This window comes from Sphingomonas sp. (assembly GCF_019242355.1).
Classification (GTDB): domain Bacteria; phylum Pseudomonadota; class Alphaproteobacteria; order Sphingomonadales; family Sphingomonadaceae; genus Sphingomicrobium.
Genome location: NZ_JAFAVR010000197.1, coordinates 1 through 20,072, shown reverse-complemented (window position 1 = coordinate 20,072; position 20,072 = coordinate 1). Strand labels below are relative to the sequence as shown.

The window sequence follows — 20,072 nt, the reverse complement described above, 5'->3', positions numbered from 1 at the left end:
TGGTCCTGGGTCGAGAAGATATTGCACGACGCCCAGCGAACCTCGGCGCCCAACTCGATGAGCGTTTCGATCAGCACCGCGGTCTGGATCGTCATGTGCAGCGAGCCCGTGATCCGCGCGCCCTTGAGCGGCTTCGAAGCGCCGAACTCCTGGCGCAGGGACATCAGGCCCGGCATTTCCGTCTCGGCGATCTCGATTTCCTTGCGGCCGAAGTCGGCGAGGCCGAGGTCCTTGACGACATAGTCGTTGAAACGGGTTTCAGCCTGCGTCGCCACGTTGGAATCTCCGGACAAGAAAGGATGGTGCGCGGCGCTCGCCGCGGGTCGCACGGCCCCTAGCCGCCCGAGCGCCCAAAGGCAAATATAAAGAATTCTTTATATGTTGAAATCAGTCGTCGTCGGACTTCATTTCGCTCCGGAGCAGGAGTCCGCCCGGGATCAACGGAAGCCACAAGGTGAAGCCGCGGAACAGCAGGGTGGCGGACACCGCCGCCTCGAATGGCACGCCGAACAGGCGCAGCATGGCGACGCTGACCGCCTCAAAAGACCCAAGTCCCATCGGCACCGGGCCGAGAATGACGGCGATCGATGCCATCATGAAGGCGACATAGCCGGCGCTGAGCGGCGCTTCGACGCCCAATGCCTTGATGCACGCCTGCATGGTCGCTGCGTCGGCGATGAACACGGCGAGGTTGAGCACCGTCAGCATCCCGATCAGCTGGGGATCGCGAATGAGCTTTGCCGGCGCCTCGCCGACAAGCTCGAAGAAATCGCGCGCCTTGCTCCACCTCCGGACCAGCTTCGGCAGCTTGCCCTGCCCCCGCTTGTGCAGCCACAGGATCAGCGCCGGGATCGCGGTGGCGACGACCAGGAAGGCCAGGACCGCACCGGCGAGCAGCCAGCTCATCCGGTCCTTCCACCAGAGATCGACCAGCACCCAGAGCGCGCCGAGCGAGTAGGACAAGTAATATGCGATGATCTGCAACAGCAGCGCAGCGACCGCATTGCCGCGCGGAACGTCGTTCTTCACCAGATTGTCGACGACAAGGACGTTCCCGCTGACTCCACCGGTCGGCACGACTTGGTCGGCGAAATGCTTGGCGAAGGTCAGGCGGAACAGGGCCGCGTGCGGACGCGGCGTCCTCGCTCGATGCAGCGCCAGCCACCATTGCGCCGACAGCCCGAAATAGGTTGCGATCTGGAGCGCCGCGGCGATCGCCAGCCACATCGGTTTCGCCGTCGAGATAAGCTTGGCGAAATTCTTGACCTCGCCCCAGTGGAGCACGGCAACGACAAGGCCGCCGACGAGCAGGGCGCCGATCAGCCAGCCGCGCCAGCTTGAGACCAGCCCGGCATCGTCGCCTTTGGGTTGTGTTACAGTAGCCATCCGCGCCCAACGCCGGGACAGGCGAACCTATCCCTCAGGCGGCGCCAGTCTCCGTCGCCAGAAGCCGCGGGTCGATGCCTTCCGCCTTGAACGCGGCGGCCCAGCGCTCGTCGGTCGGGGTGTCGAACACGATCTCGGGATCACCACGTGCCGCGAACCAGCCGTGGCGGGTCATCTCCTCGTCGAGCTGGCCCTCGCCCCAGCCGGCATAGCCCAGCGCCGCAATCCATTTGGACGGCCCTCGCCCCTCGGCGATCGCCTTGAGTACGTCCATCGTGCCGGTCATCGCGAATAGCTGCCCGCTTGGCCCGGCGACGTGGAGCGTGTCCTGCCCGCCCCAGTCGATGGAATGGAGCACGAAGCCGCGACCTGGCTCGACGGGACCACCGTGGTGGATCGCGCAATCGGGCGCTTGCCCGGGCTCGATGTCGAGTTGCTTGAGGAGCCCGCGGAAGCTGATCCCGGCGCGCTTGTGACCGATGCCGACTCCGATCGCTCCATTGCCGTCATGCGCGCACAAGGCGATCACCGCGCGTTCGAATCGTGGATCGGCCATTCCGGGCATCGCCAGCAAAAGCTTGCCGGACAGGAAAGGCGGGGCATCGCTCACGCCTTGGACAATGGTCGCCGTCGGGCGCACGGGCAAGCCGGTTCGGAACGGCTCGCCGCAGCCTTGAGGGGACGTGCCGCCAGTCCTATCTCGCACCGCATCGATCCCAAAGGAGAGCTTCCCATGACCATCCAAGTCGGCGACCGCCTGCCTGACGTTCCGCTCACCATTGCCGGCGCGGACGGCCCGCAGCCGACCACCAGCGGCGACTTCTTCTCGGGCAAGCGCACTGCGCTGTTCGCCGTGCCGGGCGCCTTCACGCCGACCTGCTCGGCGCGCCACCTGCCCTCCTTCGTCGACAAGGCCAGCGAGCTGAAGGGCCAGGGCATCGATCAGATCGCCTGCATCTCGGTCAACGATCCCTTCGTGATGGCCGCCTGGGGCGAGCGTGACGGATCGTCCGACATCACGATGCTCGCCGACGGCAACGGTGCCTTCGCCGACGCGGTCGGGCTGACCATGGACGGCAGCAAGTTTGGCCTCGGCAACCGCTCGCAGCGCTATTCGATGATCGTCAACGACGGTGTCGTCGAGCAGCTCAACGTCGAAGGTCCGGGCGAATATCGCGCGTCGAGCGCCGAGCACATGCTGGAGCAGTTGCAGCCCGCCTGACCCGCTCGGCCTGTTGGTCGCTGCCGCGCCACTCCTCGCCGCTCCGGAAGCAGCCGTTGGAAACGCCGCCACCGCTTGTTCGTTAGGCGCGCAACGATCAACAGAACCCGCAAAAGAGGAGACGATCATGGCACGCAATAATCAGGGAAACCGCGGCCGAGGCGGCAACGGCAATGGCAACAGCCGGGGCGGCGGCGGCAATCGCGGCGGGCGCAACAACAATCCGTCGGGAAACAATCAGTACAGCGGTTCGGGTGTCACTGATCTCGTTCGCGACCGCCCGATCGCTGCTGCCGCAGTCGCCGCCGGAGCCGCCGCGGCGGGTCTGTTCCTGTGGTCGAAGCGGTCCCAGATCAGCGAGCAGCTGAGCAGCCTGAGCGACCAGATCGGCGAATGGACCGAAAACATGCGTTCCGGCGACAGCGCCATCGGCTGGAGCGAAGACGACGACACCAGCGGGCTCACCACTGCCAGCGGCATGAGCGAGACGGGCGGCGGCAATGCCAGCCTCGGATCCAGCAGTGGCGGCGCCGGAATCAGTTCGACCGCCAGCGGCCGCGGACGCGCGAAGCAGGCGCCGACCGTCGGCTAAGCGACCGCAAGGCAACAAAGTCGAAGGGGCGCCCTCACCGGCGCCCCTTTTGCTATGCGGCGAGGAAGCGCGCGATCGTTTCGCCGAGCTCCCGCCGCGTGACCGAGCTCATATGCGTTCCCGGCACCTCGGCGAACATCGCGTTGGGCATTGCGGCGGCAAGCTCCTCGGCAGAACCGTTGTCGTCGTCCTCGCTGCCGCAGACGACGAGCGTTGGCATGATGAAGGCCTTCAGCCAGTCCATGAACGTGTCCTCGAAGCTTTCGAGCAGATGGGCCGCCGCGACGCGGTCGACATTCTGACTCTTCATGAACTGGATGGAGAGCCAGTGCGGGCCGCCCCGGTGGACCGTGTCGAACATCGCGATTGCGTCGAGGAAGAAGGTCTTGCGTCGCTTCCACTCGCGCAGTCCCTCGAGGCCGGCTCCGCCGAGGATCGCGCGCCGCGGCTTCAGTCCCTCGCCGACCGCTTCGACGGTTGTCCGGGCGCCGAGCGAGAATCCTCCGAGATCGAACTCGCCGAGTTCCAGATGCTCAATGAGCTCGCGCAAGTCCCGGGCCAGGATGCCGCGCGGATAGTATTGTTCGCCATGCGGCTTTCCGCTCAGCCCATGCGCGCGAAGGTCGGGCATGATCACCCGGAATCCCTCGGCGGCGATCCGGTCGGCATGGCCGAACTTGATCCAGTTCATGCGAGCATCGGAAAACAGCCCGTGCAGCAGGATCACCGGGCGCCCCTGCCCGACCTCGTGATAGGCAAGCTGGACGCCGTCCGACGCCGTCCAGAACACCGTCGATGCTTCGTTCACCCCGGAAAGCTTCCGGTCGCCTGGGTCCATTTGTCGACCAGCTTCTGATAGTCCTCGGTGCGCATCTCGGGCAGGCCCTCGGTATTGAGCCAGGCGCGATGCATGCTCTCGGAGCCGAAATGATGCTTGGGCACGAACCGTGATGGATCATCGAAGGACGCGACGGTCAGGTCCATGTTCTCGCTGCCCTCCTTGAAACGAAAGCCGAGCGAAGTGCCACATTCCCGACAATAGGACCGTTCCGCGATCGGCGAGCTGTCGAACCAGTCCGGTTCGTGCTCCCAGGCCACGCTGGCCTGCTTCACGCTCTTGAAGGCGATCGATAGCGATCCGGTGGCGCGCTGGCACATCCGGCAATGGCACAGATAAGCCTCGTCATCGTCGATCGCGACCGAGTAGCGCACTCGTCCGCACGCGCAGCCCCCCGTCAGCGTGTCGCTCACTGGCCGGCAGGCGCCGTGGTCGGCGGCATCGACACATGTTCGGTGACGATCTTCCAGCTGCCATCCTTCTGCCGCTGGAAGACGTCGGTGAAGCGCGCGCTCACAGCCGGCCGGGCAGCACCCGCCGCTACCGTGAACGTCTCGGTACCGGAGCTGACGAAAGCGTCCGGACCGACGATCTGTATCTGGCGATCGGCGACAGTATAGTCCGCGGGCTTCATGCTGACGAAGCTCTGCGCCCAACCGTTCTGGACCTTGCGATCGGTGGTCAGGCCAGCGTGGGAGGCGTCGAACATCACCGCGCCGTCCGCATATTGGCGCATGATGGCGCCGACATCGCCTCGCGTGAAGGTCCCCTCGGCCTGCTCGGCGATCCGGGTAGCCTCGTCCATCGTTACCGGAGACTGGCCGTTCTGGGCCGGCTTGCAGGCCGCGAGAACCAGGAGTGCAGTCATAGACATTGCCGCAATTCGCATGGCGTCCCTCCTTGCGCGGCCGACTGCTAATGCGTCACGCCGCCTTCATCAAATGCTTGCGGCCGAGCAGCTCCGCAATCTGGACGGCGTTGAGGGCCGCGCCCTTGCGGAGATTGTCGCTGACCACCCACAGCGACAGGCCATTGTCGACCGTCGGATCCTCGCGGATGCGGCTGACATAGGTCGCATAGTCGCCGACCGCCTCGACCGGGGTTACGTAGCCGCCGTTCTCACGCTTATCGACGACCATCACGCCCGGCGCCTCGCGCAAGATCTTGCGCGCTTCGTCGGCGGAAATCTCATTCTCGAACTCGATGTTCACCGCCTCGCTGTGGCCGACGAAGACCGGCACTCGGACGCAGGTCGCAGTGACCTTGATGGCTGGGTCGAGGATCTTCTTGGTCTCGACGACCATCTTCCACTCTTCCTTGGTCGAGCCATCGTCGAGGAAGACGTCGATGTGCGGGATGACATTGAAGGCGATCTGCTTGGTGAAGAATTCGGGCTCGTTCTGGTCGCCGACGAAGATGTTGCGCGACTGCTCGAACAGCTCGTCCATGCCGCGCTTGCCCGCGCCGGACACCGACTGATAGGTCGCGACCACGACCCGCTTGATCTTCGCGGCATCGTGCAGAGGCTTCAACGCGACGACGAGCTGAGCCGTCGAGCAGTTCGGGTTCGCAATGATATTCTTGTGCGTGTAGCCGGCGATGGCCTCGGGATTGACCTCCGGCACGATCAGCGGAACGTCCGGGTCCATCCGATAGAGCGAGCTGTTGTCGATGACTGTGCAGCCGGCCGCGGCCGCCTTGGGCGCATAGACTTTCGAGACGTCCGAGCCGGCGGCGAACAACGCGATGTCCCAGCCGGCGAAGTCGAAATGCTCGAGGTTCCTGACCTTGAGCTCCTGCCCGCTGTCGCCGAAGTCGATGATATCGCCGGTCGAGCTCGCCGAGGCGATGGCCGCGACCTCGTCGGCGGGGAATTGCCGCTCGGCGAGGATATTGAGGATTTCCCTCCCGACATTGCCAGTCGCGCCGACGACGGCGACCCGGTATCCCATTGTATTGATCTCCAGTCCTGAGCTGTGCGCCTAGCGGACGCCCGTCCTCAAATCGAGATGGGGACGACTGCCGCCCGAGCCAAGCGCCAGCAAGCCCAATTCAGCGGGGCCCGCCTGGCACGCCATTACGGTCGAGGAAACGCATGATCGTGTTCCACCGTTGCGCCAGAGTCGTTGGCGTACCCGAACGGTGGGTCTCGCCCGGATAGAGCATCATCTCGAACGGCTGATCGTCATGCTGAAGCTTGGCGATGAGCTCCGAGCTGTTCTCGAAGAATACGTTGTCATCGGACATGCCGTGGAGGATCAACACGGGATCGGCGATCCGGTCGGCTTCCGCGATCGCGTCGGACCGGGCATAGGCGGCACCATCCTTCTCCGGCGTGCCCATGTAGCGCTCGGTATAGTGGGTATCGTACAACTCCCACTTCGTGACTGGAGCGCCGGCAACCCCGGCCGCATAGAGGTGTGGGTCGGCTTCCAGCTCCTTGAGAGTCATGTAGCCGCCGTAGGACCAGCCATAGGTCGCGATCCGCGCCGGATCGACGAACGGCAGGCTCTTCAGGAATGCGACACCCGCCTTCTGGTCCTGGACCTCGACCGTGCCCATGGCTCGCTCGATCTGCTTCTCGAAGTCCACGCCGCGATTGGGGCTGCCGCGGTTGTCGATGTCGAAATAGATGTAGCCGGCGTCGACGATCGCCTGCTGGATCGGGTTGGTCCAGGCCTTGTTGACGGTCTGGCTGGTCGGCCCGCCGTAATGCTCGATGAAAACGGGGTAGCGCTTGCCGGGCACCAGCGGCGGCGTGATCATCTTCCAATAGAGCGTCGATCCGTCGGCAGCCTTGATGGTCCCGAATTGAGGTAGCCGGTGACTCGCCAAATACGGCGCATAGGGATGGCTCGCGTCCAGCCTGTTTTCCTCGACCCAGGTCAGGAGCTTGCCCGTCTCGTCCGCGAGATAGACCTGTGGCGGCTGGCTCGGTGACGAGCGGCTGACCATCAATGTGTGGCCGTTGCGGTCCATCGACGCGGCGTTGACGAATGCCGGATCGGTCAGCCGCTGCGGCTCGGCCGGATTTTCGTAGTCGATCGAATAGACTTGGGGCGAGAGAACGTCGTCCCTGGTCCCGGTGAAGAACAGCCGGTGCGCGCCCTGGTCGACGCCGGCGAGTGTCTCCACCACCCACGGGCCCCGGGTCAGCTGGGTCCAACGGCCGTCGGCAAAGCGGTAAAGGTGCCCGAAGCCGTCGCGTTCGGACCACCAGATCAGGCTGCCGTCGCTCAGGAATTTGTAGTCGTTCGACAGGTTGATCCAGTGACCGAGCGCGGCCTTCTCGCTGAACAGAAGGCGACTTCGCCCAGTCGTCGGATTGACCGCCAGCATGTCGAGCGTGGTCTGGCCGCGATCCTCGCGCTGGACGTAGAGCGTCTTGCCATCGGGCGCCCAGTCGACCCGGGCGAGGTAGATGTCGTGGTTTGAACCGAGGTCGACCTTCACCTTGCGGCCGCCGTCCGGGCTGATCACGTAAAGCTGCACGTCGACATTGGCCTTGCCAGCAGCAGGATAGCGCTGCTGATAGGTGGTCGTGCCCTCCGCACCGATGGCGGCGCGGGTGATGACCCCGACCGGCGCTTCATCGAACCGCTCGACGGCGATGCGCGCGTCGGTCGGCGACCACCAGTAACCGGTGTCTCGGTCCATCTCCTCCTGAGCGATGAACTCTGCCTCGCCCCAATGGACGAGAGCACCGTCGTGAGCAGTCACCGGCCTGATCGCGCCGCCGACCGGGCCGATCCAGAGTCGGTTGTTGCGGAGGAACGAGAGGTACTTGCCGGTCTCGCTCAAGACAGGGTTCAGGATATCGCCGCCGCCCGCCCCCTCCACTTCGTGGATTCTGCCGTCGAGACCGGCGAGGTAGAGCGCGCCGTCGAGCGGCACCAGGATCGACTTGCCGTCCGCCGACCAGTCGTAGGTGACGATTCCCTTGAGGTTGACGATTCCCTTGCGCTCGCGCTGCATCTTCTCGGCTTCGGACATGGCGCGGCCGCTGCCGAGCTTTTCGGACTCGACCAGCATGCGCCATTGCCCGGTCTGGCGGTCGAATGCCCACAAGTCGTAGCGCTGAAGGTCGGTCGCGCGGTTGCGAAGCAGCGCGAGGTAGCGTCCGTCGCGCGACAGCTTGGGGCTGCGCGGCACCGGGCCGTTCAGCGACGGACTGTCAAAGACCCGCTCGAACGTCAGGGTCGGCGCGTTCCTCGCCGCAACCTGCCCCGAAGCGGCAACGGGCAGGCCGAGCACGGCGAGCGCGCTCGCGGCGGCGAGAAGTCTGAGCGGCGTCATGAAGGCAATCCCCCGAAACGAGACAGGGCGCCCCGACCGAAGCGCCCCCGATCCGTTACGATTGAAACGAACCGGAGAAAAGCTTCCCGGCAGTATCGTGAAAGGCTCTCCAGGCCTCCCGCCGCGTCCCTTCGGCGATCCGCCGCGGGCGTTGGTCGACTGTCGCTTCCGAAGGCTGTTCCAACGGCTAGGCCTGCGTTCGCAGAGGGGGGCCTAATGCGGACAATCGGAAGACTAGCGCTGGCCGGGACGGCGGTCGCCTTGATGGCGCCGTCGGCCCCTAAGACGCTCGATCCGGCGGCCACGGTCAGGGAGCACGTGCAACCGATCACGCGTGTATCGGCGACCGGCTTTTCGGGCCCTGCCTGGGACGCGCTTGTGGCGGACGGCGCCGGCGCCCAGTTCACCATGGTGGGAGAGCAGCACGGGTCCGGGTCGATCGCGCTCTTCGAAACCGCCCTTCATCGCGAGCTGGCCCGGCGTGGATACACCCACTCGGCCTACGAGGTCGGGCCCTATTCGGCCCGCTTTGCCGAAAGCCTCATCCGCAGCGGGGACGGCCGTCTCGCGCAATATATCGCCGCACCGGGCCACGGTTTCACCATCCCGTTCTTCTTCTTCGGAGAGGAATCCAAGATGGCCGAGGACATGGTCCGGATGTCTCCGGACAAGCACGAGGCCATTTTCGGACTGGACCAGGAGTTCGTCGGCTCGGGCCCGATCCTCGGCTCAGACCTGCAAGCCATGGCTCGGAACGACGGCCAGAAGCGTGCTGTCGCTGCTTTCCAAGCGGCGTCCGCGGCCGATCCGATGTTCATCGGCAAGATCAGCGACGCACAGGTAGCTTCGCTCGACGAAGCGTTCCGCGGGAACCCCGAGGCCGAGGCGCTGATCGACGCCATCCGCACCAGCGCGCGCATCTACAAGCCCTTCATTACTGGCGTCGGAACGATCTACGACGCCAATCTCGAACGCGAAAACTACATGAAGATGAACTTCATCCGGCAATTCGCGGCAGCGGCAAGACGAAATGGCAAGGCGCCAAAGGTGTTCTTCAAGTTCGGCGGCTATCACGCGATGCGCGGCTTCAGCGGGACCGACGTCCCGGCGCTGACGAACTTCCTTTCAGAATGGGGTCGGCCCCAGGGCTATCGCGTGATGAATCTGCTAGTGGATTGCATCGGCGGGCAGGCGATGAACCCGCAGACCAACAAGCCGGAGGCCTGCGAGTCCTATTTCGGCGACGACAGCATCCTTCGCCAGACGGTCGCGAACGGGCCACCGGTGCAGGTCGTCGATCTGCGCGCGTTGCGACCACTCCTGCCGAAGCTGAAGCTGGACAATGCGACCCGCACCGTCGTCCTCGCATTCGATTATTACGTCGCGATCCGGGACGGCGTGGCGGCGACCCCATTGGGGGCTTTGCCCGCCACCAAGCCGAAGGCCTAGGCCGACTTCTCGGTTGCCTTCGTTTCCGTGCCGGGCGCGGCCGGAGCATCTTTGCGGACATCGCGGCGCTCGGCGATGCGGGCCGACTTGCCGGTGCGGCCGCGCAGGTAATAGAGCTTGGCCCGGCGGACGTCGCCGCGGCGCACGACCTCGATCTTGTCGATGATCGGCGAATAGAGCGGGAAGACGCGCTCGACGCCCTCGCCGAAGCTGATCTTGCGAACCGTGAAGCTGGATCCGACGCCCTTGTTCGAGCGGGCGATGCAGACACCTTCGAACGCCTGGACTCGGCTCCGGTCGCCTTCGACGACCTTGACGCCGACGCGCAGCGTATCGCCGGGCCGGAATTCGGGAACGGGCTTGTCGGCGGTCAGCGCGTCAATGGCTTCGCGCTCGAGGGTCTCGATCAGGTTCATTTCAATCAGCCTTCGTATCTCGTCGCCGCGCGCCAGAGGGCGGTGCCTGCGATACGCCCCCGTGGCGCTCGATCAGGTCCGGCCGCCTTAGCCGTGTATCTTCAACCGCGCGTTCGTGTCGCCACGCCGCGATCCTCGCATGATCCCCCGATCGCAGCACCTCGGGGATCGTGCGCCCTTCCCATGTCACTGGTCGGGTATAGTGCGGATATTCGAGAAGCCCGGTTTCGAAGCTCTCTTCCTCTCCGCTAGAGGCCGCGCCCATTACCCCGGGAAGCAGTCTTACGCAAGCATCGAGGATCACCATCGCGGCAAGCTCACCGCCGGAGAGGACATAGTCGCCGATGGAGACCTCCTCGACCGGCCTTCCCTCGAAAATCCGCTCATCGAATCCCTCGAAGCGCCCGCAGAGCAGGATCACCCCCTCGCCCGCCGAAAGCTCCCGCACCCGCGCCTGCGTCAGCGGCGCCCCGCGCGGCGTCAGCGCGAGCATCGGCCGGGTATCGGCGACGCTGTCGATCGCCGCCGCAAGCACGTCCGGCCGAAGCACCATGCCTGCCCCGCCACCCGCCGGCGTATCGTCGACGCTCCGGTGCCTGTCAGTCGCGAAGTCGCGGATGTTGCGGGCTTCGATGCTCCACGTCCCCTGCTCGAGCGCCCGCCCGGCCAGGCTTGCGCCCAGCGTCCCCGGAAACATGTCCGGATAGAGGGTGAGAACAGAGGCGCGGAAGGTCATTGGCGCCTTCGCGCTTGTCGACATCCAAGGTGCGCGATCGGGACTGCTAGACAAAAGGCTATGCCTGCTGTGAAGAGCATGACAAACGCGGCAAGCATCGCCATGCCACACGCGTCGACACCACAGCTGTCACGCGACGCCGTCATTGCGAGAACACCGACGTAGACGGCAAGAGCTGCAGCCAGAATGGGAATGCAACCGGCCGCCAACCAGACAATGCGACGCTCTGTCCACCCCGTCCGACCGCCCAATATAAAGGCCAACAGCCATGCGATGGCGCTGACCAGCAATACGCCAGCGACGGTGTATCGGTCGAACATCCACATTCAAGCCGATTAGCCGACAGGGAACACTGGCGGAAGCGCTGCATTGGGCGCCGCATGGAAGATCCCATTCTCGACTGCCTCATCATTGGCGGCGGCCCCGCTGGCCTCACTGCCGCCATCTATCTCGCCCGCTTCCATCTCGACATCCTCGTGGTCGACGGCGGCAAGAGCCGCGCGGCGCTCATCCCCTGCACCCGCAACCACGCAGGCTACCCCGACGGGATCGCCGGCAAGGAACTCCTCAAGCGGATGCGGGACCAGGCCTGCAAGTACCAGGCGAAGGTCGAAACCGAGTTCGTCACCAAGCTCGAGCGCGACGAGGAGAGCGGCCTCTTCACCGCCACATGGGGCTCTGGCTGCCGCACCGCGCGCACCATTCTACTCGCAACGGGAGTCACGAACCGCCGGCCACCGATGGAGGAGGATCTCCACGACGACGCACTCGCCCGCGGCCTGATCCGCTATTGCCCGATCTGCGACGGCTACGAGGTCACTGACAAGAAGGTGGGCGTAATCGGCAGCGATAGCCACGGCGTTGCCGAGGCCATCTTCATCCGCGGCTACACGGCCGACGTGACGCTGATCGCCCCGGACACGGCGCTCAGCCTGAAACCCGAAGACTCGGCGAAGCTCAGGGAAGCGGGCATCGACTGCATCGACGGGCCGGCGAACGCCGTGGCCGTGTCCGACGGCTTCATCGTCGTCGAGACTGCCCAAGGGACGCACAGCTTCGACAGCGTCTATCCGGCGCTCGGCTCCGACACCCACACCCAGCTTGCCGAGATGGTCGGCGCTGACTTGTCGGGCGACTCCTGTGTCAAGGTCGACAGCCACCAGCGCACCAGCGTCCCCGGCCTTTATGCCGCCGGCGACATCGTGATCGGACTCGACCAGATCAGCCACGCGATGGGCGAAGGGGGAGTTGCCGCCACGACCATCCGCAATGACCTGGCGCGGCAGCATCCGATGCTTCGCGAACCCGTCCGGGAGCTCGAACGAGCCGAGGACGGCAGCTAGGCAAGGAACTCCGGGTCGAGGACGACGCGGCCATCCTTCAAGTCGGCGATACCGTCGCGAAACGGGATCAGCCTGCGCTTGCCGTCGTCGATTTCGATCTCGAGCAAGTCGCCGGCGCCGAAATTCTCGACCGCAACGACGGTGCCGATGGGGTTGCCCGCCGGATCCTCTGCGGGCGCGCCGATGAGGTCGGCGTGATAATATTCGCCTTCCTCAAGGGCAGGCAGCGCGGAGCGGTCGACCTCGACCAGCGAGCCGCGCAGGGCCTCCGCCGCAGTCCGGTCACCGACACCCTCCAGCCGAGCGACCGCGCCCTTGCCGGCTTCGCGGACGGATAGCAGGCGCCGCTCGACGCCCGCGACGTGGACGATCCTGTGAACGGCAAGGCTGTCGCCCGTCTCGCTGAACAATTTCAGCCGAAGCTCGCCCTTCACGCCATGCGCACCCGCGACCGCAGCGAGAGCGATGCGCCGCTCGCTGCGGTCGTCCGTCATGCTCAGGCCTGGGTTTCCTCGGACGCACCCTCGGCCGGGGCCTCGGCGGACTCGCCCTCGGCAGCGACCTCGGTCGGCTGCGGCGATTCGGCGGTCGGCGGAGCGACATCGTCGGCGCCCTCGGCCGGCTCGGCCGCGGACTCGCCCTGATTGTCGACAGCCGGGGTTTCCTCGGCGACCGGCTCTTCGACCGAAGCCTGCTCGGCACTCTCTTCGGCAACAGCTTCGGTCTCGGCCGTCGGCTCAGTGGTCGCGGCCTCGACCTCTTCGGCCACGACAGTCTCGGCCTCTTCCTGCGAAGCCTCTTCCTTCGGCGCGGCAGCGGCCTCGGCAGCCTCGGCCGCCTTCGACGCACGCTCCTCGGCGCGCTCCTTGGCCTTTTCGCCCGGCTGCGCCTTGTTCGGATTGTTGCGCGCGGCGCGCTCACGGATCCCGGCGGCGTCGAGGAAGCGCAGGACTCGGTCCGACGGCTGCGCGCCAACCGACAGCCAGTGCGAGATGCGGTCGCCGTCGAGCTTCACGCGCTCAGGCGAGTCCTTCGCGAGCAGCGGATTGTAGGTGCCGACCTTCTCGATGAAGCGGCCATCGCGAGGTGAACGGCTGTCGCTGACGACGATGCGGTAATAGGGCCGCTTCTTGGCGCCGCCGCGGGAAAGACGAATTGCTAGAGCCATGATATATTCCTTTCAATGAGTTGCGTTATTTCTTTGAAAACTTATTGAAGCCGGGCGGGAGGTTGAACGGAGCGCCGGCGAGACCGGGCAGCGCGCCGGCGCCAGCACCGCCCAGACCTGGCAGAGCACCCCCCGCTCCGCCGCCGGCCAGGCCGCCAAGGCCACCGCTGCCGCCGAACATCGCGGCGAGCTTGCCGAGGCCGCCCATCTTCTTCAGCCGTTTCATCACCGTCGACATTTCCTGGTGCATCTTCAGCAGCTTGTTGATCTCCTGGACTGTCGTGCCCGAGCCCTTGGCGATGCGGATCTTGCGCTTGGCGTTGATGAGGTCGGGCTTGGCCCGCTCCTTGGCCGTCATCGACGACAGCATCGCCTCCATATGGACCAGCGCCTTGCTGTCCGCCGCCTTGTTGGCCGCGTCCTTCATGCCCTTGAGGCCGGGCATCATGCCGGCGAGAGCACCGATCCCGCCCATGCGCTGCATCTGCCGGAGTTGCGCCCACAGGTCATCGAGGTCGAACTTTCCCTTGGCCATCTTGGCCGCGATCTTCTCGGCTTCCTCGACCTGGATCGTCTCGGCCGCCCGTTCGACCAGGCTGACGACGTCGCCCATGCCGAGGATCCGCCCGGCGACGCGGTCCGGGTGGAAGGCCTCAAGCTTGTCGAGCGCCTCGCCGACGCCGGCGAACTTGATCGGCTTTCCGGTGACCGCGCGCATCGACAGCGCCGCGCCGCCGCGGGCATCGCCGTCCATCCGGGTCAGGACGACGCCGGTCAGCGGCACTTCGGCCGAGAAGCCCTGCGCCACGTTGACCGCGTCCTGGCCGGTCAGCGCATCGACGACGAGCAAGGTCTCGGTCGGTTGCGTCGCCGAGGACACCGCCTTCATCTCCGCCATCAGCTGATCGTCGACGTGCAGACGGCCCGCGGTGTCGAGCAGGACAACGTCATAGCCCTGCAGCTTCGCCGACTGGATCGCCCGCTTGGCGATATCGACCGGCTGCTGGCCGGCGACGATCGGGAGCGTGTCGACGCTCGCCTGCCGCCCGAGTACCGCCAGCTGCTCCTGCGCAGCCGGACGGGCGACGTCCAGCGAGGCCATCAGCACCCGCTTGCGCTCCCGGTCGGTCAGCCGCTTGGCGAGCTTGGCGGTCGTCGTCGTCTTGCCCGAGCCCTGAAGCCCGACCATCATGATCACGGCCGGCGGAGTGACCGACAGATCGAGCTCGGCCGTGTCCGCGCCCAGCGTCTCGACCAGCGCGTCATTGACATATTTGACGACCATCTGGCCCGGCGTGACCGAGCGCAGCACTTCCTGCCCGACCGCTTTCTCGGTGACCCGATCGACGAAATCGCGGGCGACCGGAAGCGCAACGTCCGCCTCGAGCAAGGCGACGCGGACCTCCCGCATCGCGGCACGCACGTCAGCTTCCGTCAGCGCTCCGCGTCCCCGAAGCCGGTCGAATACGCTGCCGAGCCGATCGCTCAACGTGTCGAACATTCAAATCTCCTGCGATGCCGAGCCGCCCATATGGGGAGCCAAACGCATTTTACGCCCGCGAACGAAACCTCGTCGGCGGGCGTGCACCCTTGGGCGCTCAACATCGATGTATGTCCTAGGACGAGGCGGCGCTTAGCCGCTCACGCGCAGGACCGCAACCTCAACCGAGACGAGGCTTGCCCTTGGGCTTGCGTGGCGGACGCGACGGACCGCCCGGCCCGCGCGGCTTGTCGTCGCCGCCGCCTCCGGACGTCGCGCCAGTCCTTCGTGGACCGCGTGGAGGCCCACGGCGGTCGGCAGACCCGGGCGCGTGGCGCTGCCGCTCCGGAACCCGGTCGATCGGTCGCGATTGCTGCATCTGCTGGCGCGGGCCGACCGCATAGCCGTCCTTGAGCAACGCCGTGAACGCCGCCCGCGTGCTCTCCACGATCGCGTCCTGCAGCTCCTTCGGCAGGTCCGCGAAGGTTACGTTCGGGTGGATCGCCTGAACGTCGCGCAGAAGCTGGTTGGGAAGGCCGCCCGACGCCTTCTTCAACGCGGCAAGCCCGTCGAGGACCGCCGAGAAGATGATCGATTGCATGACGTCTTGAGCGGCTCTCGCCATATCGTTTCACCCTCACCGGTGGACTTGAGCCCGGCCGCTCCCTAAGTCGCCGCAGCCCATGAGCCCGTCAGCCCCCAGCAGCGCGCATCTTGCCGTCCTCTACGAGCACCCGCAGTGGTTTCAACCCCTGTTTGCGGCGCTCGACCGGTATGGACTGCCGTACGTGCCGGTACAGCTGTCAGGTCATTCGTTCGACCCGGCGGCCGTGCAGGCGCCTGCGCCACTGATCCTTGGCCGCGTCGCGCAGTCGAGCTTCCTGCGTGAGCCGGAGCATCCGATCTTCTACGCGGCTGCGCTGCTCGATCATTGGAGCCGGAGCGGCGCGCGGGTGCTGAACGGCGCCGACGTGCTTGCGATCGACAGCTCCAAGGCACGCCAGCTCTCGCTGATCGCTTCCCTCGGTCTCGCCATCCCGCAGACCCGCGTCGTCCACCGCGCCCGCGATCTCGTCGCGGCGGCCGAGGGCATGACTTTCCCGCTCCTCGTCAAGGCGAACATCGGCGGTTCGGGCGCCGGAATCGTCCGCTATTCCTCGCTCGACGAGCTGCGCGCTTCGGTAGCGGACGGGACGGCGCCGGTCTCGGTCGACCGGGTCCTGCTGCTCCAGGATTATGTCCCCGCGCGCGGCGGAACGATCCTTAGAATCGAGACACTTGGTGGCCGCTTCCTCTACGCCATCGAAGTCGAGACCGGCGGCGACAATTTCGATCTTTGCCCGGCTGACGCCTGTGTCACGCAGCCTGGACGCAAGGCAATCCGGATGACGGTAGTCACTCCGTCGCCAGATATCATCCTTGCCGCCGAGCGCATCGTCCAGGCGGCGGGAATGGACCTCGGCGGCGTGGAGCTCGTCATCGACGATCGCGACGGCGTGGCCCGCTTCTACGACATCAACGCGATGTCCAACTACGTCGCCGACCCACTGAACGTGCTCGGCTGGGACCCGCACGACAAGCTGGTCGGCTTCCTCGAACAGCAATCGAAAGGCAGAGTGGCGGCATGAGGTTCGGCTACTGGATGCCGGTGTTCGGCGGCTGGCTGCGCAACATCCCGGACGAGGGGATGGAGGCGAGCTGGGACTATGTGAAGCGCCTGACCCAGCGCAGCGAGGAGACCGGCTGGGACCTGTCGCTGATCGCGGAATTGAACCTCAACGACATCAAGGGCGTCGAGCAGCCGGCTCTGGACGCCTGGTCGACCACAGCCGCGCTTGCCGCCGTGACGTCGAAGATCGAGCTGATGGTCGCGGTGCGCCCGAACTTCCACCAGCCGGCGCTGTTCGCCAAGGCGGCGGCCAACATCGACAACATCTCCGGTGGTCGCCTGGCGCTCAACGTCGTCTCCTCCTGGTGGGCGGACGAAGCCACCCAGTACGGCTTGCAATTCGACGCGCACGACGACCGCTATGCCAGGACGACCGAATGGCTGCAGGTTGTGGACGCCCTTTGGACGCAGAAGCGCTCCACCTTCCACGGTGAGCGCTACACGCTGGAGAACGCGATTTGCGAGCCTAAGCCGATGCGCAAGCCGCGGCCCACCATCTACGCCGGCGGCGAAAGCGAAGCCGCGAAAACGATGATCGCGACCTTGTGCGACGCTTACGTCATGCACGGCGACCCCGTCGATGCGGTCAAGCCCAAGATCGCCGACATGGAGGAGCGCCGTGCCAAGGTAGGCAAGAGGCGGATGCAGTACGGCATGGCTGCCTTTGCGATCGTCCGAGACAGCGAAGCCGAGGCGAAGCGCGAGCTGGAACGCATCACCCAGCTGCCGCCGAGCCCGCCGAAGGGCTTCGACAATTTCGACCAGTGGCTTTCCGGCACGCAGCTGGAGCGCGAGCTCAAGCTGCAGGAATATTCCGTCTCCAACAGGGGCTTGCGTCCGAACTTTGTCGGTACGCCCGAGCAGCTGCAGGAGCGGATCGCCGCGTATGAGGATGCCGGTCTCGACCTTCTCCTCCTGCAGATGAGCCCACAGGCCGAAGAGATGGACCGTTTCGCCGCGCAGGTGATCGCCCCCATGCGGGCCCGCGTTCCGGAACTGGCCTGACGCCGGTGAAGCGCCGCTTCGACAAGATGCACGGGCTCGGTAACGACTTCGTGATCCTCGACGCACGCGAGGAGCCGTTTGCAGTCACCCCGGCCCTGGCGCAGGCCATCGCCAACCGCCGGACGGGCATCGGCTGCGACCAGCTGATCGTGCTGGAGCCGAGCGCCGTCGCGGCCTTGCGCATGCGCATCTGGAACGCCGACGGCGGCGAGGTCGAAAGCTGCGGCAACGCGACCCGCTGCGTCGTCGCGCTGACCGGAGCGGCCACCATTGAGACCGCGGGCGGATTGCTGGAAGGCACAGGAGTAGGCGATGAGGTCGAAGTCAGCATCGGCGAGCCGCGCTTCGGCTGGGACGCAGTGCCCCTCGCCTATCCGACCGACACGGCCGCGTTGCCGATGGCCTGGGACAGCCTCGAGCACCCGATGGCGCTCAGCGTCGGCAACCCGCACGTCGTTTTCTTTGTCGACGATCTCGAGGCGGTTCCGCTGAAAGAGCTCGGACCACGCATCGAAAACGACCCGGCTTTTCCCGAACGGATTAACGTCAACGTCGCCGAAGTCCGGGGTTACGGCATCCGCCTGCGGACCTGGGAACGTGGTGCTGGCCTGACGTTGGCCTGCGGGACCGGTGCTTCCGCGACGGCCGTTGCTGCCATCCGAAGCCGGCGCGCGACCTCGCCGGTGACCGTCAGCATGCTTGGCGGAGCCCTGACTATCGCCTGGGCGCCCGGCGAGCCGATCCGGATGCGCGGCTCGGCGACGCACGTGTTCAGCGGCGAACTCGACCTGGAGGCGCTGCAGTGAGCGTGGAGACGATATCGCTCGGCTGCCGCCTCAACTTCGCGGAAGCGGAGACCATCGCCCGCACCGCGCCGTCGGACGAGGACTGGATCGTGGTCAACAGCTGCGCAGTCACGAACGAGGCGATGCGCCAGACCCGACAAGCCATTCGCCGCGCTCATCGCGATCGGCCGAGCGCGAGCATTCTCGTGACGGGGTGCGCTGCCGAGCTTCAACCCGAGACGTTCGAAGGCATGCCGGGCGTAACGCGCATCATCGGAAACAGCAATAAACTCAATGCCTTCGGCGCGACTGACGTCATGGCGCCACGCGGCCTGCTGGCCCACGTCAAAAGCTTCGTCGCGGTCCAGACCGGTTGCGACCATCGCTGCACCTTCTGCTCGATCTGGCAGGCTCGCGGGCCCAGCCGCTCGCTTCCGTTCGAAGCGATCCGCGACGCTATCGCGCTCGAGATCGACCGCGGCGCCAGGGAGATCGTCCTCACGGGCGTCGACATTACCGATTACTCGGGCGGCCTGGGCAATCTTTGCCAGCGCCTGCTCGCCGCCGAACCGCGCCTCAAGCGCCTGCGCCTGTCCTCGCTCGACAGCATCGAAATCGATGACGCCCTGCTCGAGCTGGTCGCCGGCGAGCCGCGGCTGATGCCGCATTTTCATCTCTCGCTTCAGGCCGGCGACGACATGATCCTGAAGCGGATGAAGCGTCGCCACAGCCGCTTGGACGCCGTCCGCACCGTGGAGCGAATCAAGGCCGCCCGCGCGGACGCCAGCATCGGCGCCGACCTCATCGCCGGCTTTCCCACAGAAACCGAGGAAATGGCGCTCAACACCCTGCATTTGCTGGAAGATTGCGACATCATCGCCGCTCACGTGTTCCCCTTCTCGGCCCGGCTGGACACGCCGGCCGCGCGCATGCCGCAACTTTCCCGCGAGGTGGTCAAGGCTCGTGCGGCTCGACTGCGCAATGTCGCGTCCAAGCGCCGAAGCGACTGGCTCGATAGCGTTATCGGCACCACGCAACCGATCCTCGTCGAAGGCAACGGCATCGGCCACACCGACAGCTTTGCTCCGGTGACAATCGGCAATGCGAAGCGAGGGGACACCGGCATGGCAAGCGTTACGGGCCGCGACGGTGATCGCCTGACGGCGGTGTTCGCATGAGCTGGCTGGATCGCCTCCGCGGCGGCTTTTCGAAGACGGCCGAACGCGTTGCCGACAACCTCTCCGGTCTCACCAGCAAGGCCGCGCTCGACACGGCCACCCTCGACGACATCGAGGAAGCGCTGATCGCTTCCGACCTAGGCCCTCAGGCCTCGCGCCGGATCCGCGAGGCGATCGCCCGCCAGACATTCGAGCGCCTCGACGAACGCGGGCTTCGGACCATCCTCGCCGAAGAGATCGAGAAGATCCTCGCTCCGGTGGCCAAGCCGCTGCAAATCACCGGCTTTCCCCGCCCACACGTCATCCTCGTCATCGGCGTCAACGGGTCCGGCAAGACCACCACGATCGGCAAGCTCGCGCATTGGCTCAAGGACGAGGACTATGGCGTCCTGCTCGCCGCCGGCGACACCTTCCGCGCCGCCGCCATCGAACAGCTCAGGATCTGGGGCGACCGCATCGGCGCGCCGGTAATCTCGGGCAAGGCGGGCGGCGATCCTGCCGGCATCGTC

Annotated in this window: 22 protein-coding genes and 1 pseudogene; 9 read left to right on the top strand and 14 right to left on the bottom strand. The window is 65.9% G+C overall.

Annotation, left to right across the window (positions count from 1 at the left end; all coding sequences use genetic code 11):
* From JOZ79_RS09930 to JOZ79_RS09920, 3 genes are all read right to left on the bottom strand, one after another.
* On the bottom strand, nucleotides 1-275 hold a 275-nt coding region (locus JOZ79_RS09930), incomplete at its 3' end, for an adenosylhomocysteinase (RefSeq protein ID WP_294073685.1).
* A gap of 112 nt (nucleotides 276-387) precedes the next feature.
* Nucleotides 388-1,386, bottom strand: coding sequence for a lysylphosphatidylglycerol synthase transmembrane domain-containing protein (locus JOZ79_RS09925; RefSeq protein ID WP_294073683.1), 999 nt, complete (start codon nucleotides 1,384-1,386; stop codon nucleotides 388-390).
* Between the two features lie 34 nt (nucleotides 1,387-1,420).
* Nucleotides 1,421-1,951: a YqgE/AlgH family protein gene (locus JOZ79_RS09920; protein ID WP_294073687.1), complete on the bottom strand. Its 531-nt coding sequence runs from the start codon at nucleotides 1,949-1,951 to the stop codon at nucleotides 1,421-1,423.
* Between the two features lie 168 nt (nucleotides 1,952-2,119).
* On the opposite strand from JOZ79_RS09920, the gene JOZ79_RS09915 reads away from it, so the two are divergent.
* Together JOZ79_RS09915 and JOZ79_RS09910 are read left to right on the top strand one after the other, a co-directional pair.
* Complete coding sequence (locus tag JOZ79_RS09915) at nucleotides 2,120-2,608, top strand: peroxiredoxin (protein ID WP_294073681.1); 489 nt, start codon at nucleotides 2,120-2,122, stop codon at nucleotides 2,606-2,608.
* Between the two features lie 127 nt (nucleotides 2,609-2,735).
* A complete protein-coding gene (locus JOZ79_RS09910) occupies nucleotides 2,736-3,200 on the top strand; it encodes a hypothetical protein (protein ID WP_294073679.1) in 465 nt (154 codons plus the stop codon).
* 52 nt (nucleotides 3,201-3,252) lie between these two features.
* On the opposite strand, the gene JOZ79_RS09905 is transcribed toward JOZ79_RS09910, so the two are convergent.
* The 5 genes from JOZ79_RS09905 to JOZ79_RS09885 form a co-directional block, all read right to left on the bottom strand.
* Nucleotides 3,253-4,008: an alpha/beta hydrolase gene (locus tag JOZ79_RS09905; RefSeq protein WP_294073677.1), complete on the bottom strand. Its 756-nt coding sequence runs from the start codon at nucleotides 4,006-4,008 to the stop codon at nucleotides 3,253-3,255.
* Entirely contained in the window at nucleotides 4,005-4,451 is a 447-nt protein-coding gene (locus JOZ79_RS09900) for a GFA family protein (RefSeq protein WP_294073675.1), read from the bottom strand. The genes JOZ79_RS09905 and JOZ79_RS09900 overlap by 4 nt, the downstream gene beginning before the upstream one ends.
* On the bottom strand, nucleotides 4,448-4,906 hold the full coding sequence (locus JOZ79_RS09895) for a nuclear transport factor 2 family protein (protein ID WP_294073673.1): 459 nt from the start codon (nucleotides 4,904-4,906) through the stop codon (nucleotides 4,448-4,450). The genes JOZ79_RS09900 and JOZ79_RS09895 overlap by 4 nt, the downstream gene beginning before the upstream one ends.
* A gap of 55 nt (nucleotides 4,907-4,961) precedes the next feature.
* The gene (locus JOZ79_RS09890; RefSeq protein WP_294073671.1) at nucleotides 4,962-5,990 is read right to left on the bottom strand and encodes an aspartate-semialdehyde dehydrogenase; all 1,029 of its coding nucleotides are present in this window, start codon (nucleotides 5,988-5,990) and stop codon (nucleotides 4,962-4,964) included.
* A 100-nt stretch (nucleotides 5,991-6,090) separates the two neighbouring features.
* Nucleotides 6,091-8,334, bottom strand: coding sequence for a S9 family peptidase (locus tag JOZ79_RS09885; RefSeq protein ID WP_294073670.1), 2,244 nt, complete (start codon nucleotides 8,332-8,334; stop codon nucleotides 6,091-6,093).
* Between the two features lie 216 nt (nucleotides 8,335-8,550).
* Here JOZ79_RS09885 and JOZ79_RS09880 point away from each other — a divergent pair, with 216 nt between their 5' ends.
* Nucleotides 8,551-9,783, top strand: coding sequence for a hypothetical protein (locus JOZ79_RS09880; protein WP_294073669.1), 1,233 nt, complete (start codon nucleotides 8,551-8,553; stop codon nucleotides 9,781-9,783).
* Here JOZ79_RS09880 and rplS read toward each other — a convergent pair.
* Both rplS and trmD read right to left on the bottom strand, forming a co-directional pair.
* Nucleotides 9,780-10,199 carry a 50S ribosomal protein L19 gene (gene rplS, locus JOZ79_RS09875; protein ID WP_294073668.1) on the bottom strand — a complete coding sequence of 140 codons (420 nt, stop codon included), beginning with the start codon at nucleotides 10,197-10,199 and terminating at the stop codon, nucleotides 9,780-9,782. The two genes, JOZ79_RS09880 and rplS, sit on opposite strands and share 4 nt — an antisense overlap.
* Before the next feature lies 1 nt (nucleotide 10,200).
* Nucleotides 10,201-10,935, bottom strand: coding sequence for a tRNA (guanosine(37)-N1)-methyltransferase TrmD (gene trmD, locus JOZ79_RS09870; RefSeq protein ID WP_294073667.1), 735 nt, complete (start codon nucleotides 10,933-10,935; stop codon nucleotides 10,201-10,203).
* Between the two features lie 380 nt (nucleotides 10,936-11,315).
* On the opposite strand from trmD, the gene JOZ79_RS09865 reads away from it, so the two are divergent.
* On the top strand, nucleotides 11,316-12,278 hold the full coding sequence (locus tag JOZ79_RS09865; protein ID WP_294073666.1) for an NAD(P)/FAD-dependent oxidoreductase: 963 nt from the start codon (nucleotides 11,316-11,318) through the stop codon (nucleotides 12,276-12,278).
* Here JOZ79_RS09865 and rimM read toward each other — a convergent pair.
* The 4 genes and pseudogenes from rimM to JOZ79_RS09845 all read right to left on the bottom strand — a co-directional run bounded on the left by rimM (nucleotide 12,275) and on the right by JOZ79_RS09845 (nucleotide 15,551).
* Nucleotides 12,275-12,772 (bottom strand): ribosome maturation factor RimM, encoded by a 498-nt coding sequence (rimM, locus tag JOZ79_RS09860; protein ID WP_294073664.1) that lies wholly within the window; start codon nucleotides 12,770-12,772, stop codon nucleotides 12,275-12,277. The two genes, JOZ79_RS09865 and rimM, sit on opposite strands and share 4 nt — an antisense overlap.
* Before the next feature lie 200 nt (nucleotides 12,773-12,972).
* Nucleotides 12,973-13,446 (bottom strand): annotated as a pseudogene (gene rpsP / locus JOZ79_RS09855) (30S ribosomal protein S16); the annotation flags it as partial.
* 25 nt (nucleotides 13,447-13,471) lie between these two features.
* Nucleotides 13,472-14,947, bottom strand: coding sequence for a signal recognition particle protein (gene ffh, locus JOZ79_RS09850; protein WP_294073660.1), 1,476 nt, complete (start codon nucleotides 14,945-14,947; stop codon nucleotides 13,472-13,474).
* Nucleotides 14,948-15,107: 160 nt separating this feature from the next.
* Complete coding sequence (locus tag JOZ79_RS09845) at nucleotides 15,108-15,551, bottom strand: hypothetical protein (protein WP_294073658.1); 444 nt, start codon at nucleotides 15,549-15,551, stop codon at nucleotides 15,108-15,110.
* A 58-nt stretch (nucleotides 15,552-15,609) separates the two neighbouring features.
* Here JOZ79_RS09845 and JOZ79_RS09840 point away from each other — a divergent pair, with 58 nt between their 5' ends.
* The 5 genes from JOZ79_RS09840 to JOZ79_RS09820 all read left to right on the top strand — a co-directional run.
* Nucleotides 15,610-16,554: an alpha-L-glutamate ligase gene (locus JOZ79_RS09840; RefSeq protein WP_294073656.1), complete on the top strand. Its 945-nt coding sequence runs from the start codon at nucleotides 15,610-15,612 to the stop codon at nucleotides 16,552-16,554.
* A complete protein-coding gene (locus JOZ79_RS09835; protein ID WP_294073654.1) occupies nucleotides 16,551-17,600 on the top strand; it encodes an LLM class flavin-dependent oxidoreductase in 1,050 nt (349 codons plus the stop codon). Before JOZ79_RS09840 ends, JOZ79_RS09835 begins: the two co-directional genes overlap by 4 nt.
* Nucleotides 17,601-17,605: 5 nt before the next feature.
* Nucleotides 17,606-18,406, top strand: coding sequence for a diaminopimelate epimerase (gene dapF / locus JOZ79_RS09830; RefSeq protein ID WP_294073652.1), 801 nt, complete (start codon nucleotides 17,606-17,608; stop codon nucleotides 18,404-18,406).
* Nucleotides 18,403-19,563: a MiaB/RimO family radical SAM methylthiotransferase gene (locus JOZ79_RS09825; protein ID WP_294073650.1), complete on the top strand. Its 1,161-nt coding sequence runs from the start codon at nucleotides 18,403-18,405 to the stop codon at nucleotides 19,561-19,563. Before dapF ends, JOZ79_RS09825 begins: the two co-directional genes overlap by 4 nt.
* Nucleotides 19,560-20,072: signal recognition particle receptor subunit alpha (locus JOZ79_RS09820; protein ID WP_294073648.1), on the top strand; the 513-nt coding region annotated here is incomplete at its 3' end. The genes JOZ79_RS09825 and JOZ79_RS09820, both read left to right, overlap by 4 nt.

Excerpts from the sequence above, each read along its gene's own strand:
- JOZ79_RS09925 (WP_294073683.1), bottom strand. The coding sequence starts at position 1,386 with ATGGCTACTGTAACACAACCCAAAGGCGACGATGCCGGGCTGGTCTCA.
- rplS (WP_294073668.1), bottom strand. The coding sequence starts at position 10,199 with ATGAACCTGATCGAGACCCTCGAGCGCGAAGCCATTGACGCGCTGACC.
- JOZ79_RS09835 (WP_294073654.1), top strand. The coding sequence starts at position 16,551 with ATGAGGTTCGGCTACTGGATGCCGGTGTTCGGCGGCTGGCTGCGCAAC.
- trmD (WP_294073667.1), bottom strand. The coding sequence starts at position 10,935 with ATGACCTTCCGCGCCTCTGTTCTCACCCTCTATCCGGACATGTTTCCG.
- JOZ79_RS09895 (WP_294073673.1), bottom strand. The coding sequence starts at position 4,906 with ATGACTGCACTCCTGGTTCTCGCGGCCTGCAAGCCGGCCCAGAACGGC.
- ffh (WP_294073660.1), bottom strand. The coding sequence starts at position 14,947 with ATGTTCGACACGTTGAGCGATCGGCTCGGCAGCGTATTCGACCGGCTT.
- JOZ79_RS09890 (WP_294073671.1), bottom strand. The coding sequence starts at position 5,990 with ATGGGATACCGGGTCGCCGTCGTCGGCGCGACTGGCAATGTCGGGAGG.
- JOZ79_RS09910 (WP_294073679.1), top strand. The coding sequence starts at position 2,736 with ATGGCACGCAATAATCAGGGAAACCGCGGCCGAGGCGGCAACGGCAAT.
- JOZ79_RS09865 (WP_294073666.1), top strand. The coding sequence starts at position 11,316 with ATGGAAGATCCCATTCTCGACTGCCTCATCATTGGCGGCGGCCCCGCT.
- rimM (WP_294073664.1), bottom strand. The coding sequence starts at position 12,772 with ATGACGGACGACCGCAGCGAGCGGCGCATCGCTCTCGCTGCGGTCGCG.
- JOZ79_RS09885 (WP_294073670.1), bottom strand. The coding sequence starts at position 8,334 with ATGACGCCGCTCAGACTTCTCGCCGCCGCGAGCGCGCTCGCCGTGCTC.
- JOZ79_RS09915 (WP_294073681.1), top strand. The coding sequence starts at position 2,120 with ATGACCATCCAAGTCGGCGACCGCCTGCCTGACGTTCCGCTCACCATT.
- JOZ79_RS09840 (WP_294073656.1), top strand. The coding sequence starts at position 15,610 with ATGAGCCCGTCAGCCCCCAGCAGCGCGCATCTTGCCGTCCTCTACGAG.
- JOZ79_RS09845 (WP_294073658.1), bottom strand. The coding sequence starts at position 15,551 with ATGGCGAGAGCCGCTCAAGACGTCATGCAATCGATCATCTTCTCGGCG.
- JOZ79_RS09920 (WP_294073687.1), bottom strand. The coding sequence starts at position 1,951 with ATGCCCGGAATGGCCGATCCACGATTCGAACGCGCGGTGATCGCCTTG.
- JOZ79_RS09880 (WP_294073669.1), top strand. The coding sequence starts at position 8,551 with ATGCGGACAATCGGAAGACTAGCGCTGGCCGGGACGGCGGTCGCCTTG.